Raw genomic sequence first — 15,023 nt, forward strand, 5'->3', positions numbered from 1 at the left:
CGCACAATCTTTGTGCGGTATTGCCTCAGATCAGATGCAGTAAATATTTCATACAAAACCGCTTCAGCGGATTGCATCGTTTGAAAATGGCATCTGCCAGAGCAGAAGCCTCTGCGGCAGCTTGTCGCTGTTCTGCCATTTCCGGATCCTGTTTCCCGAATTCCATTGCCAGAATCATGGGAATGATCTGTTCCGGAGCCGTTGCAGGCAGTTTCTGCTGCCGGAGATGCTGCACTGCCTTTTCGCAGAATTCCAGCAGCGGCTCCTGCCGGAACCGCAGTCCTGTCCAACGTAGAAGCCGGAACAGATAGCGGTACATGGCATGAACTGCCTGCCGTGGGTGACGGGTATCCAGAAAGACATTCTGCCGGTATCGGACATGGAGCAGCCGCAGCAAAACCGCTGCCCCAATGAAAAGCCCGATGCAGATCGCCCAGATCAGCAGCCGCACTGCAACCGCAGCGAAGCCGGGTATCGAACCGTCGGCGGGTTTGCTGCCGGCAATGGTGTTGTCTTTCGGAGCCGCCATGCTGCCGGAAATTTCGGTAGAGGTCAGTGCGGCACTGGTCATCTCCTCCGGCGTTGCAGAGGTGTTGTTTTCCGGCGTAGTATCGACAGTGGTTTCCGTGGAGGGTTCCGACGGTACTTCCTCTGTGTCGCTGTCCGGCTGTAGCTCTGCGGTGTAGCCGGGAGTCATTTCAAAGGGCAGCCAACCGTAGCCGTCAATGTAAAACTCACACCATGCGTGAGCCTTTTTGTTGGGGACGTTGACGACATAACGCCCGTCACGGATAGAAGCACTGTTCAGGACTTCGCTGTCCACCAGATACCCTTCGCAATAGCGTGCGGGAATTCCCAGGTGCCGTGCCAGAATGGTGCCGGCGGTGGCGAAGTGCATGCAGTAGCCCTTGTGATTTTCCAGCAGGAAGAAGTTGACATAGTCGCGGTTTCGCGGCGTTTTTCCGGGAGTAAGGTCGTACTCCGCCTGCTCCGAGAGCCACGCCCGAATCTCACATAGTGCCGCATAGCGTTCCTGGGTGGTCTGCGGGTGAGCGTTTTGCAGCGATTCCGGCATAGCGGCATATACCGCATCTAGGGCTTCGCTTTCCGGCAGCCTTGTATACACATCTGCGGCAAAATCACGGTAGGCGACAGATTCCAGAAACGCCGCCGGAATTACTTTTCCCCGCACACCGTCAGGAGCCGTTGCAATTTGATTTGCCGAAAACCGCGTGGAGATCGTCACATCAGAGCCGTTGCTGGGCACATGCAGAATATCCATGAAAGACCGTACCGCATCATTGCTCCACGAGGAATTAAACGAAATCGAAGTCGGTTCCTGCTGTGAGAGCACCGACAAGATTTCCGGCGGAAGCTGTGCCGCTGTCCAGTCGTAGCTGTCGCGGTTTTTCGGACGAAAATCGACATCTTCCAGATAGGAAACATCAGACGAAAATGCTGCATAGGGCTGATAATATCTGCCGTCCCGCCGCTGCGGGGTAATGGTGCAGTGATACGTACCGGAATCCGGCTCACTGGTCTGCTGAAACAAAAACGGAAAATTCTGCGGGTTGCAGTCGTAGCTTTCCAGTATCGGAAAGACCATATCGCTGTTGACCGCCTCTGTATCTGAAGCCAGTGTGTCCCAGCAGTTTTTCCCATAGGTGCTGCCGGTATAGCTTTTCAGATACATGGTGCTTTCCGGCAGATCGTCCAGCGTCAGCTTCAGATCTGTCCGGTCGTATATCCGCTGCTTGGCAGTGTTTCCGAGGGTGACAGTCTGGTTGTTGCCCATGCCGATTGCCGCAGCGATCTTGCGAATGCTCTGGGGCAGATTCTGAATGTCGAAATCCGCCAGACTTTCACTGATCTCCTGCCGCCGCAGCTTGTCCGATTCCGGACGGCTGTACCCCTGCCATGTGCCGGTCAGGGAAACTGCTCCGTATACCAGCAGAATCAGCAATGCTGTGAGAGAACCGCCGATTGCGGAGGTACGCTGTGTGCAGCGGATCTTCTCCCGTCCCCACAGTGCCGGAAACCGCAGTGCCAGCATGCCGCCCCAGTATGCCAGAAGCAGTCCCATTGCCGGAACGCTGACAGGGATTCCCAGATACAGCCCCGGCTCTGCAAGCAGGAAAGAAACTGCGGTAGGCAGTGTGAAATGCGGCTTTCGAATGGTGAAGAAGGCAAAGAGAAATGCCAGCAGTTCCGCCACAAGTGTGCCGGTCAGCGTTGCCGCAAAAGTGATGTTTGCCCCTTTGGCAATCTGAAAATATGCGATATTTGTATTGTGAGCCGTCTGGTAGACCACATTGAAAATGGCATGAAAACCCAGCACGACCTGTTTGGAAAACAGGGCAGACATGCCCAGAAGCACCAGAACAAAACCCAGTGTCAGCTTTCCGCTGTGCTTCGGCAAAAACTGGAGCAGGGAAGCCAGCAGGAAACCGCCGACTGCCAGCGGCAGAAAGATTCCTTTTCGAATGTTTGTCCCGTAGAGGTCGCAGATGACCAGCACAGAGCCGAAATACCCCAGTGCTGTCAGGAACAATTGCAGCAGCTTCGCCGTGTTCCGCTTGGTCGGGTTGTCCAGATCATATCGTACCGCTTCTTCCTCGATTTTCAGAGAACAGGGGACGTGTGTCTTTTTCATGCTGCACCTCCCTCGGAATCTGTCAGTGTCCGATAGACGATTTCTGACCCGTTGCCGGCAATGGAAACGTGTTTGTCCGAGCCGGTAGCTTTCGCAGTAAACACTTTCTGAAACGGCGGATTTTCCAGAATCGTATCTGTCACACAGAACGCCGCCGTTTCTCCAAGGCTCTTCCAGTGGGAAAGGCAGGCGGCAGCATCGGCTTCCGGCGGTGTTTCCAGCAGATTTTCCAACAGCGGCAGCAGGGACTGTTCCTCTGTAATGGTTTCGCTCCGGTGCCAGTCAGAGCGGCAGAACACCACCGTCACACTATCTTGGTTGGCACAGAAAAAGGCAGCACACGCCTGCAACGCTTCCAGCATAGCATCCAGTTCCTGCCCGCGTTCCTGCGGGTTATCTGCCTGCACAGCATAGAGAAATGCCACCGTCACCGGCGTGCGTGCAGGAATGCCGTACTCCCGCACCACCGGTTCCGGAAAGCGGCTGCTCAGTTTCCAGTGAATGGCACGCATGCGGTCGCCGCTGCGGTATTCCCGCACACCCAGAAATTCCTCCGGCTCCGTGGTGGGCTGCATCACTGCATCTTCGCCGGCTTGCAGCGGAGATGTACTTGCCGGCGGCTGTGGCACTTCCGGCAGGGCAGTCACAGAAAAGGCGGCGGAAAACCGCTTGCGGTGAGAGAACAGCAGCAGGGTGTCCAGCACCTGAACCGATTGCAGGGTAACGTGAACTGCACCGGCATGCTCCGGCGTGACCGGCACATGGATACAGACAGTCTGCCGCGGCGGAACTGCTTCGTGAAATTCAACATCGTCCAGTTCTGTCAGCGTTTCATTTTCCAGATGTATGCGGAAAATCACAGTGCTGATAGGAAATATCGTGGGATTTTTCAGCCGCACACAGCAGGAAAACGGCTCGCCGATATGTGCATGCGGCTTCGGCGGCACCAGTTCTGCCTGTAACTTTGCCCCGCTGTAATGTGCCGCAAAGAAAAGCAACGCCGGCAAAAGCAGGATACACAGCAGCAAATACGCCGAGAACTGGGGCAGATACAGACAAAAAAACAAATAACAAACGCCGGCAAGCAGCAGATAGAGAATTTTCAGTGTCCGCATCGCGTTCACCGTCTGTCCGGCATGGGAGCCGGTACCTGATGCAGCACCTCGTCCAGCACCTGCTCCGCTGCCACGCCGCCTTTGGTCAGGATTCGGTGTGCCAGTACGTCCTGACACAGAGGCATGATGTCGTCCGGCAGCAGATAATCCCGTCCGCGGAGCATTGCCATTGCTTTTGCCGACTGGATCAGTGCCAGCGTTCCTCTGGGGCTGACACCGAGGACAGCCTGCGGGTGTTCCCGTGTGGCTTTGGAAACCGAAGCCGCGTAGTAATACAGGCGGTCGTCCACATAGACTGCCGCAGCCTGCTGCTGTAATGCCTCCAGCTGCTCCGGTGTGCACACCGGCTGGACATCTTCCAGCGGATTGCGGGCGGCATGTCCTTTTAAAATTGCCACCTCATCCTGAATCTCCGGATACCCCATGTGCAGCCGCATCAGAAAGCGGTCCAGCTGAGATTCCGGCAGGGACTGCGTGCCCACACAGCCCAGCGGGTTCTGGGTGGCAATGACCAGATGCGGGCGGGGCAGGGCATAGGTCTTGCCCTCTACAGTGACGTTGCTCTCTTCCATTGCCTCCAGCAGAGCTGCCTGTGTCTTGCTGGAGGTGCGGTTGATCTCGTCCGCGAGGAGCAGGTGACAGAAAAGTGCTCCCGGCTGGAACACGAATGTTCCGGTATTTTTTTCATAGACCGAAAAGCCTGTCAGGTCGGAGGGCAACACGTCCGGCGTAAACTGTACCCGACGGCAGTTCAGCCCCAGAGCCTTGGAAAACGCCATGGCAAGGGTGGTTTTCCCGACACCGGGCATGTCCTCCATCAGCACGTGTCCGCCTGCCAGAAATGCAAGCAGTACTTTCGTCAAAACGAGGTCTTTTCCGATAACAGCTTTTTGCACCTCCCGCAGGATCGCGGCGGGGAGTGTACGGGTTGTGGTAACTGGCATAATTTTCTCCTGTTCCGGCGAGTATGTGCCGCCGGCTTCACATCTTTTTCATGATATATGATTTATTATATCATTTTTTTGGGGTTTTTGCAAGCGTTCTGTCTGTCTTTTCCGCAAAATCCCCGCGTGTTTTTTTGTTTGCTTTCGGTAAAAACGGCGAAAAAACAAAAATGCGGAAAAAAAGCAGCGGGAGGATATTGACAAAACCACAAAAAATGTTATACTAGAATAAGAGCGGCATGGCAGAAAGCTTGTCTGTCAATTTTCTGCCGTGCTCCGGAAAGAACGTGTTTTTGGCGGCGGCTTCGCCGGAAAATTTCTTGAGGAAAGGAAACATGGATTGATGAATATCTGGCATGATATAAATCCCAAGCGGATTACAGTGGACGAGTTTGTGGCTGTGGTGGAGATCCCGAAGAACAGCAAGGTCAAATACGAACTGAACAAGGACACCGGCATTCTGGAAATGGACCGGATCCTGTACACTTCCACCCATTATCCGGCAAATTATGGCTTTATTCCCCGCACCTATGCAGATGACGGTGACCCGCTGGACGTGCTGGTGCTCTGCTCTCAGACGCTGCACCCTATGACACTGGTGCGGAGCTATCCCATTGGCGTGATCCATATGATCGATAACGGGCAGCGGGACGACAAGATTGTCGCGATTCCGTGTAATGACCCGACATATAACAGCTATCACAACATCGACGATCTGCCCCGTCATATTTTTGAGGAGATCGTGCACTTCTTTCAGGTGTACAAAGAGCTGGAACATAAGACGACCGCGGTGGACGAAGTGGAAGACGTTTACGCTGCAAAGGAGATCATTGCGGCAGACATCGACCACTATATCGACAAGTTTTGTAAGGCTTGACCGGCACGGGGAAAAGTAATCAATGGTGCGTTTCTCCGTCCAGATCGGCGGTTAGGTGTGCCTAAATATAGAAAGAGGTATTTGAGTTATGGTATCAGCATCAGACATTTTGTTCAATCATGGAACCAGCGTTGCACCGCTCGGACTGATTGCAATGAAAGGTGCAGAGGAACTGGGCAATAAGCTGAATGACTACTTGGTGAACTGGGCTCACAAGGGTGGTTATGATGTAGACACATTCCTGATCGAATCGGAATGCCCGCGTTTTTCTTCCGGTGACGGCAAGGGACTGATCAAGTCCACTGTCCGCGGTAAGGATCTGTTCATCATTGTGGACGTAGGCAACTACAACGTGAAATATCAGATGTACGATCAGATGAACGCAATGTCGCCGGACGACCACTATCAGGATCTGAAGCGTCTGATTCAGGCAGCCAGCGGTAAGGCACACCGTATCAACGTGATCATGCCGATTCTGTACGGCGGCCGTCAGCACCGCCGGAACTACCGCGAATCTCTGGACTGTGCCTGTGCACTGCAGGAACTGTATCAGATGGGCGTGTCCAACATTCTGACTGTAGATGCACACGACCCCCGCGTACACAATGCCATTCCGCTGATGGGCTTTGACAACATGATGCCGTCCTATCAGGTGCTGAAGGCAATGTTCAAGACGATTCCGCATCTCAAGACAACACCGGACGAGTTTATGGTCATCAGTCCGGACGAGGGTGCTCTGAACCGGAACATGTACTACGCTTCTATGCTGGGCGTACCGATGGGTATGTTCTACAAGCGTCGTGACTATGCCAAGATCATCAACGGACATAACCCGATCGTAGCACACGAATATCTGGGCAACTCCGTAGAAGGCAAGGACGTATTTATTGCCGACGATATTATTTCCTCCGGCGAATCTATGCTGGATATTGCTTACGCTCTGAAGGAACGCAAGGCTCGCCGCGTGTTCTGCTATGCAACTTACGGTCTGTTTGTCAACGGTCTGGAAAAGTTCGATAAGGCAAACGAAGACGGCTATATCGATGCTGTATTCTCCACCAACCTGACTTACCGCACCGATGCTCTGCTGTCCCGTGAGTGGTTCCACGAAGTAGACTGCTCCAAATACATTTCCTACTTCATCGCATCTCTGAACCACGATGTTTCCATCGGCAATGTCATTGACCCGAACGCAAAGATCAAGGCACTGCTGGAACGCAGAAACAAGGAAAACGCATAAGGCAACTCCGCACAAAGCTCGCCTGACGACTTTGCCATAAGTTTTGATAAATACAGGAGAACATGCTCCTAGGGCAACACCGCACAAAGCCCGCCTGACGGCTTTGCACGCAATCTGCGTGCAGATTTTCCGTCATATTGCCCAGAAATCCCTTGCCATACGGCAGTATGCCTGCGGAATTTCTAGGCAATCTGCCGAAAAATCTGACTACGCACCTTACGCACAAGCTTTGTGCGGTGTTGCCCTGGAAAAACTGCTGTGCCGTTTTTGCCGGTGTGGCAGTTTTTTTCTGTCTGTTTGCGAAAAAAACAGTTGACAAACAGCACGAGATTTGCTATACTAATAATGATGTTGATATAAAATGGGCGAGGAACGGAATAACTGTCAGAACAGCCGTGACAGAGAGAGCAGGTCTGGTGAAACTGCTCCGGCATGTGGACAGGTGCTACCCGCGAGCCTTTCCGGAAAACCGGAACGTATTTCCTGCGTTAGAGGAAAAGAGGGAAATGCAAATTTCCGAACTTGGGTGGTAACACGAAGGCCTTCGTCCCATTTGGCGGCGACGGTCTTTTTTTGTGCTCTCTGCGACTGCGGAGAGATGCGACAACACCGTATTTTTCAAGGAAAAAGGAGTCTGAAAACCAATGAAGTGGCAAGGTGTAAACGAATTACGTGAAAAGTATTTGTCGTTTTTTGAGAGCAAGGGACATACCCGTCTGCCCAGCTTTTCGCTGGTACCGCAGGGGGATAAGAGCCTGCTGCTGATCAATTCCGGTATGGCACCGCTGAAAAAATATTTTCTGGGACAGGCAGTTCCGCCGAATACCCGTGTGACGACCTGTCAGAAGTGTATCCGTACACCGGATATTGAACGTGTCGGTCAGACCGCACGTCACGGCACCTATTTCGAGATGCTGGGCAACTTCTCTTTCGGCGATTACTTCAAGATCGAAGCAATCACATGGGCATGGGAATTTTTCACCAAGGTGCTGGAAATGCCGGCAGATAAGCTGTATGTTTCCGTTTTCGAAAATGACGACGAAGCCTATGACATGTGGACCAAGCAGATCGGCGTGGCAGAAGACCACATGGTTCGTCTGGGCAGAGAAGACAACTTCTGGGAACACGGTTCCGGTCCCTGCGGTCCGTGTTCGGAGATCTACTTTGACCGTGGACCGGAAAAGGGCTGCGGCAAGCCGGACTGCCACGTTGGCTGCGACTGCGACCGCTATGTAGAAGTATGGAATCTGGTATTCAGCCAGTTCGACAGTGACGGCAACGGTCACTATACCGAAATGGAACACAAGAACATCGATACCGGTATGGGTCTGGAACGTCTGGCATGTGTCATGCAGGGCGTAGACAACCTGTTCGAAGTAGATACTGTGCAGAATATCATGAAGCACGTCTGCCGCATCGCCGGTGTTACCTATAACGCAGACGAAAAGACCGATGTGGCTCTCCGCGTAATCACCGACCATATCCGCAGCACCACATTCATGATCGGTGACGGTGTAATGCCGTCCAACGCAGGCCGTGGCTACGTGCTTCGCCGCCTGCTCCGCCGTGCCGCAAGATACGGCAGACTGATCGGCATCAAGAAGCCGTTCCTGTATGAAGTGGTAGAAACTGTTATTCACGAAAATGCTTCCGCATATCCGGAGCTGGAAGAAAAGAAAGCTTATATCCGCAAGATCGTGGAGGAAGAAGAAAAGACTTTCGCCAAGACTGTGGACAAGGGCTTCGATATGCTGTCCGGCATTCTGACACAGCTGAAAGCAGAGGGCAAGGATACCGTTTCCGGCGAAGATGCATTCAAGCTGTCGGATACCTACGGCTTCCCCATTGACCTGACGGAAGAAATCGCTGCGGAGCAGGGCGTATCGGTAGACCGTGAACGCTTTACCGCACTGGTAGAAGAACAGCGGAACCGTGCAAGAGAGGACTACCACAATAAGGCAGGTTCTTCTTGGGCAGAAGGCGGTCTGCAAATGGATGCTCCGGCAACGGTTTTCACCGGTTATAGCCACACCGCTGAAGAAGATGCCAAGGTCGTTGCCATTTTCCGTGACGGCGAATCGGTAGACACTGCTGCGGAGGGTGAACCGGCTGTAGTTGTTCTGGATAAGACACCGTTCTACGCAGAAAGCGGCGGACAGATCGGCGATTCCGGTTTTGTTACCACACCGGACAGCACTTTCACCGTAGAAACTACCAGCAAGACAGAAAACGGTCATTACCTGCATCTGGGTGCTATGACAGAGGGTGCACTCCATGTAGGTGATACCGTTTCTGCAAAGATCGATGCAGACAAACGTAGCAGAACCATGCGGAATCACACTGCGGCACACTTGCTGCAAGCTGCTCTGCGGAGCGTTCTGGGCGACCATGTACATCAGGCTGGTCAGCTGGTAACTGACAGCCGTTGCCGTTTTGACTTCTCGCACTTTGCAGCAATGACACATGAGGAGATCAAGCAGGCAGAGGCTCTGGTCAACGAAAAGATTCTGGAAGCAATTCCGGTCGTGACACAGGAACTGCCCATTGCTGAAGCCAGAAAGCTGGGAGCAATGGCTCTGTTCGGCGAAAAGTACGGCGATGTTGTTCGCGTTGTTACCGTAGGCGATTATTCTGTAGAATTCTGCGGCGGTACGCATGTGGATAATACTGCAAAGCTGGGTCTGTTCCGCATTCTGTCCGAGAGTTCCGTTGCCTCTGGTGTCCGCCGTATCGAAGCAGTTACCGGCACCGGCGTACTGGAACTGCTGGATTCCTATGAGCAGACCATGGCTTCTGCTGCAAAGGCAATGAAGCTGAGCAACACCACCGGACTGGCAGAACACTGTGCAGCACTGGTGGCAGACAATAAGGAGAAGGATCGTCAGATCGAATCCCTGAACCAGAAGATCTCCGACGCACAGATGGCTGCTATTTTCGACAATGCCAAGGCTGTCAATGGTGTCAAGGTAGTTTCCGCAATGCTCAACGGCACTACACCGCAGGTACTGCGGAAGATGGGCGACACCATTAAGGATATGAAGGAACCGGTCGTTGCAGTTCTCGCAAGCGTCAATGGCGAAAAGGGTAATCTGGTTTGTGCATGCTCTGCTGCTGCCCGTGATAAGGGTGCTCACGCCGGCAAGATCGTACAGCGTGTTGCAGCAGTTACCGGCGGCAAGGGCGGCGGTAAGCCGGACAGTGCAATGGCTGGTATCGGCAAGACCTATATGGTAGACGAAGCATTGCTGGCACTGGACGGCATTGCTGCGGAATTTCTGAAGGAGGACTAATCATGGAAGATTGCCTGTTTTGTAAGATCATTGCGGGAGAGATCCCTAGCACAAAGGTCTATGAAGATGACACTGTGTATGTGTTCAAAGATATTAACCCGATCACTCCTATTCACTATTTGCTGATCCCGAAGCAGCACATCTGCTGTGCTGCAAAGATCACGCCGGAAAATTCCGCAGTCGTAGGGCACATCTATGAAGTGGCTGCCAAGATCGCGGAAAAAGAGGGCATCACAGACGGCTACCGCATTGTGACCAACTGCGGCGAAAATGCTGGTCAGACCGTGTTCCACCTGCATTTCCATATGCTTGCCGGTGTGAAAATGGGCTGGGGTGCTGATGCAGTACAGCCGGTAGAAGAATGAGGAGGTGCTGTCTGTGGCAGCGTATTATACATTGCACATTGCCGGTCTGACACGGGAACTGAAGATCTGCCCGATCAGTGAAAAGCTGGATATTGCGGCATTTATTCTGTTTTCCGATGTGGAACTGACAGAAGCGTGTGCCAGGGAACTGGCAAAGCGTGTGCCGGAATGTGACTACATTCTGACGGCGGAATCCAAAGGCATTCCGCTGGCATACGAAATGTCCCGTCAGCTGAAAGTGCCGTATATCGTGGCACGAAAGTCTGTCAAGGGCTACATGACTGACGTGCTGTCGGTACAGGTGAAATCCATTACCACCGCAGCCGTGCAGACCCTGTATCTGGACGGTGAAAAGGCGGCATGGATGAAGGGCAAGCGTGTGCTGATCGTCGATGATGTCATCAGTACCGGCGATTCCCTCCGTGCTCTCCAGCAGCTGGTAAAGTCCGCCGGCGGAGAGATCGTGGGCAACGCAGCACCTCTCGCAGAGGGTGATGCTGCGGAACGCAAGGATTTGATTTATCTGGAACAATTGCCGTTGTTCTTCAAGGATTGAGGACAAGGTTGAGATGAAACGGAAAATGGTATGGTTTGGGATTCCATGGCTGGCGGGGTTATTCCTTGCCACGACCTGCCAGACTTCCGTGACGGTGAGTCTGCTTCTGGCGGCATTTCTGCTGCTGGAGGCATTCCGTCTATATCGGCGTATCACCACGGGGCAGCTGCTCTGTGTGGGACTTTCCGCGGCGGCAGCCGTAGGAGCGGTGCTGCTGTATACCACTGCCGTGTACCAGCCGCTTCTGCGATCTGCCGGAACCATAACTACATTTTCCGGTAGAGTTTTCGCGGCAAAAGTCTACGATAACGATCGTGCGTCCTATCAGGTAAAAGGCACGTTTGCGGACGGCAGGCGGGCGAAAATTCTGGTATATACCGACGATGTTGGTGCACGATACGGGGACATGCTGGACGTTGCCGGCGGATTCTCCGCACTGGAGAACAGCTACCTCTGGAACGGGGAGAGTTACTACCGAGCCAAGGGGATTTTCCTACAGGCGAACAATGACGCGTTCGTGTCCTGTACGCCGACGGAAAACGGAAAGCTGGTGCGGGCATTGCAGCAATACCGCGACCGCATTTCTGTGCGGATCTGTACCCTTGCCGGAACGGAAGCCGGCGGCATGGTCAGTGCTATGTTGCTGGGAACAAAAGACACCCTTGCCGATGAAACGAACGACTTGCTGACACATCACGGAATCCGCCACGTGGTATCTGTTTCCGGTCTGCATCTGGTACTGATCTTGTCCATTTGGGGCTGGTTTTGCAGGCGGTTCCACATGCACCGCTGGGCAGTGTTCGGCACAACCACAGTTTGGACCGTGCTTTATGCCCTCATGGTGGGAACGCCGATCTCCATTTTGCGAGCCGGTTTCATGTATCTGCTGATGCAGAGTGCACCGCTGTTTTTCCGGCGGGGCGATACCTGTAATTCGCTGTGTATTGCCGGCGTGCTGATGACGATCGGGAACCCATATCTGATACAGGATGCATCTTTTCTGCTGTCCTTTGTCGGAACCTTTGGCATTGGCGTGTTTGCTCCGTGGCTGACCAAACGCCTGCGGAAAAAAGGGCTGGAATGGAGCGTGCTCCGGCAGCTTGCCACAGTGACCAGCGTTTCCGTCTGCGTGTTTCCGGTGACGCTCCTCTATTTTCGGGAAGTGTCTGTGGCATCGCCCATTGCGAACCTGTTTTTGGTACCCATTTGTTCCGCGATGCTGGCATTGTCGCTGTTGATTTTTCTCACCGGCGGTGTGGGATTTGTGGCGAAACCAGTTTGCTTTCTGCTGAAGCTGCTGTATGACCTCTTAAAACTCATGGCGTACGGACTGCGGGATTTCATTCCGTTTTTGTTTCCCACCGGCTGGAAGCTGCTTCCCATGCTGTGCGGCATTCTGCTGTTGTTCGTGTTGCTGATTTTCTACACCAAACGGAGCCGGAAAGCCGTGTCGCTGGCGATTGTCATTTCCTTTGGAATCCTGCTGGCAGGGCAGGCAGTCTATCGGGCAAGCGAACAGCGTTGCTTTCTGGTCACAGTTCTGGGGCAGAAGCAGGAGGAAGTGGTAGTCGTCACCTATGCCGGAAAAACCGATGTGATCGACCTGACCGGCGACCACCGGAACCCGAAATATGTGGAGGCATACTGTGCCGAACAGGGCATTACCCGCTTGAATACGCTGTGCCTGACGAAATACGCAGACCAGATGCGAATCGCCTATCCGGACACCCTGTGGGAAATGCCGGTGGCAGAAACCGCGGTGCCGGCAGACTGCTGGATTCCCGCTGATGCAGATTTTATGGGAACAAAGCCGCTGCAAACGGACAAGTTTACAGTGGAGGATACCCAGTACACTCTGACAGAATCTGACGGTATCGTCTGGATCACATTCGGGAATCTGCATTTCTGCGTGGGCACGACCATACAGGAACTGCCCGATACCGCAGATGCGGTGATCTGTACCCGGTGGAATGGTGAACCAGATGCAATGCCGGAGGAAACCTACGCCAAGGAGGACGCGGTGCAGATACGGGTATATCCTGACGGCAGCTGGAATGTGAATACATTAGGGAAACACTGAATAAAGCTTGTGCGTAAGATGCGTAGTCAGATTTTTCGGCAGATTGCACAGAAATTCCGCAGGCAGACTGTATGGTCGCAATCAATCTTAGTGCGACACGCCTTTGTCCTCGAGCAGAATCCTGCCTCGAACGCAGTTGTCTGGCAAGGAATTTCTGGGAAATATGGCGGAAAATCTGCAAGCAGATTGCGTGCAAAGCCGTCAGGCGGGCTTTATGCAGTGTTTCCTTAGGGGAAATACTGAATCACAGAGAAAGGAGGCAGTCCATGCCGATTTGTGAACCGAAACAGCTTTCCGCCCAGATTCGAAAGGGCGAACTGCAAAATCTTTACTATATTTACGGTGCCGATCTGGTGCAGGTGAAACAGCTGACTGCCAGCTTGCTGAAGAAAGCCACCGGCGGCAATCCGGACATGGCACTGACCCGATTTGACGGGCAGAAGCTGGAACTCAAGGCATTGGAAGATGCCGCCCGCCAGTTTTCCATGTTTTCCGCCTATAACTGCATTCAGGTGCATAACCTTGATGCCAACACCCTGCGGGAAGATCAGCTGAAACAACTGCTGGAACTGCTTTCTGATGTGGGCGGTGCCACAGTGCTGGTGTTTGATGTCACCGGATTTGACCCGAAAAACGGCAAAAAAACGCCGCAGGGGAAAAACAAAAAGCTGATAGACGGCATCGCCAAACACGGTGTTGTCTGCGAGGCAGTGCAGCGTACCCCGCAGGTGCTGGCAAAGGAACTGTCAGAACTTGCAGAAAAGCGTGGCTGTATATTTCCCAGAGAGAGTGCGGAAGAACTGGTGCGGCTCTGTATGGGCAATACGCTGATTCTCCGCAACGAACTGGAAAAACTCTGTGCCTATGCCGATAAGGGCGGCACGATCACCACGGCAATGGTGCGGGAGATGACCTCACCCCAGTTGGAATCCACCACGTTTCAGCTGGCAAAAGCCGTGGTTTCCCAGAAACCGAAAGCGGCAATGGCGGAACTGGATAAGCTGTACGCCATGCGAATCAACCGCACATTCATTGTGCATGCGATTGCATCTTCCTTTCTGGATTTGTATCGTGCAGCTGCGGCACTCCGAGCCGGAAAACAGGCGGCAGACATGAAAGCCGATTTCGGATATGCTTTTGATTTTATGGTGCAGAACGCGTTTCGGGACTGCCGCCGTCTGCCGCCGGAACGGCTTCGTGCCTGCATTCGGGTGCTGCGGGAACTGGAACTGGACTTGAATTCCACTTCCGGAGAAGAACGCGTCATGCTGGAAGCGGCAATTGTGAAAATGCTTGCCATTGCAGGAGGTACATATGATTCATATCGCACAGGCAATTATCGTTGAGGGAAAGTACGACAAGATCAAGCTTTCCTCAATCTTAGATGCTGTGATTCTGGTGACAAACGGGTTTCACATTTTTCACGATGCAGAGAAAATGTCCCTGATACGGTACTATGCCAAGACTACAGGGGTGATTATCCTGACGGATTCCGACACCGCCGGTTTCAAGATCCGTCACTACCTCAAAGGGGCAGTGCATGAGGGAAAGCTGTACCATGTGTACATTCCGGACATTTACGGAAAAGAACGGCGGAAAGATAAACCGTCAGCTGAGGGAAAGCTGGGCGTAGAGGGCATCGACAAAAAGCGGCTGCTGGAAGCGTTCGGGAAAGCGGGCATTCTGGCAGAGGAAGCACCGGAAAAGACAGACCCGATCACCAAGCTGGATTTGTACGAACTGGGACTTTCCGGCGGAGCAGACAGCAAGAACCGCCGCAAAGCCCTGCAAAAAAAGCTGGGACTGCCGGAACTGCTTTCTGCGGCATCTCTGCTGGAAGTGCTGAATACCATGATGACACGGGAAGAACTGCTGAAAATGCTGGCATAAGCAGGGGAGAGGT

General features: G+C 53.3%; 11 protein-coding genes. 8 read left to right on the top strand and 3 right to left on the bottom strand.

Going from position 1 to position 15,023, the window contains the following annotated elements:
• Window positions 1-25: 25 nt before the first annotated feature.
• Genes DXB92_RS02860 through DXB92_RS02870 form a run of 3 tightly spaced genes read right to left on the bottom strand, consistent with a single transcriptional unit; the run spans window position 26 to window position 4,712 of the window.
• A complete protein-coding gene (locus DXB92_RS02860) occupies window positions 26-2,653 on the bottom strand; it encodes a transglutaminase domain-containing protein (protein ID WP_117732284.1) in 2,628 nt (875 codons plus the stop codon).
• Window positions 2,650-3,768 carry a DUF58 domain-containing protein gene (locus tag DXB92_RS02865; protein WP_117732286.1) on the bottom strand — a complete coding sequence of 373 codons (1,119 nt, stop codon included), beginning with the start codon at window positions 3,766-3,768 and terminating at the stop codon, window positions 2,650-2,652. Before DXB92_RS02865 ends, DXB92_RS02860 begins: the two co-directional genes overlap by 4 nt.
• 5 nt (window positions 3,769-3,773) lie before the next feature.
• Window positions 3,774-4,712, bottom strand: coding sequence for a MoxR family ATPase (locus tag DXB92_RS02870; protein ID WP_117732288.1), 939 nt, complete (start codon window positions 4,710-4,712; stop codon window positions 3,774-3,776).
• Between the two features lie 343 nt (window positions 4,713-5,055).
• Here DXB92_RS02870 and DXB92_RS02875 point away from each other — a divergent pair, with 343 nt between their 5' ends.
• From DXB92_RS02875 to DXB92_RS02915, 8 genes are all read left to right on the top strand, one after another.
• On the top strand, window positions 5,056-5,589 hold the full coding sequence (locus DXB92_RS02875) for an inorganic diphosphatase (RefSeq protein WP_040646760.1): 534 nt from the start codon (window positions 5,056-5,058) through the stop codon (window positions 5,587-5,589).
• An 88-nt stretch (window positions 5,590-5,677) separates the two neighbouring features.
• The gene (locus DXB92_RS02880) at window positions 5,678-6,829 is read left to right on the top strand and encodes a ribose-phosphate pyrophosphokinase (protein WP_021681069.1); all 1,152 of its coding nucleotides are present in this window, start codon (window positions 5,678-5,680) and stop codon (window positions 6,827-6,829) included.
• Window positions 6,830-7,473: 644 nt separating this feature from the next.
• The gene (gene alaS, locus DXB92_RS02890; protein WP_117732292.1) at window positions 7,474-10,119 is read left to right on the top strand and encodes an alanine--tRNA ligase; all 2,646 of its coding nucleotides are present in this window, start codon (window positions 7,474-7,476) and stop codon (window positions 10,117-10,119) included.
• A gap of 2 nt (window positions 10,120-10,121) precedes the next feature.
• Entirely contained in the window at window positions 10,122-10,484 is a 363-nt protein-coding gene (locus DXB92_RS02895; RefSeq protein ID WP_021681073.1) for a histidine triad nucleotide-binding protein, read from the top strand.
• Between the two features lie 13 nt (window positions 10,485-10,497).
• Window positions 10,498-11,040: a phosphoribosyltransferase family protein gene (locus DXB92_RS02900; protein WP_021681074.1), complete on the top strand. Its 543-nt coding sequence runs from the start codon at window positions 10,498-10,500 to the stop codon at window positions 11,038-11,040.
• A gap of 13 nt (window positions 11,041-11,053) precedes the next feature.
• Entirely contained in the window at window positions 11,054-13,120 is a 2,067-nt protein-coding gene (locus tag DXB92_RS02905; RefSeq protein ID WP_117732294.1) for a ComEC/Rec2 family competence protein, read from the top strand.
• Window positions 13,121-13,386: 266 nt separating this feature from the next.
• Window positions 13,387-14,466 (top strand): DNA polymerase III subunit delta, encoded by a 1,080-nt coding sequence (holA, locus tag DXB92_RS02910; RefSeq protein WP_181976873.1) that lies wholly within the window; start codon window positions 13,387-13,389, stop codon window positions 14,464-14,466.
• Entirely contained in the window at window positions 14,435-15,010 is a 576-nt protein-coding gene (locus DXB92_RS02915; protein ID WP_021681078.1) for a DUF4093 domain-containing protein, read from the top strand. The genes holA and DXB92_RS02915 overlap by 32 nt, the downstream gene beginning before the upstream one ends.
• Window positions 15,011-15,023 lie beyond the last annotated feature (13 nt).

Origin of the sequence: Ruminococcus sp. OM06-36AC (genome assembly GCF_003438725.1) — a bacterium.
Classification (GTDB): Bacteria; Bacillota; Clostridia; order Oscillospirales; family Ruminococcaceae; genus Ruminococcus_C; species Ruminococcus_C callidus.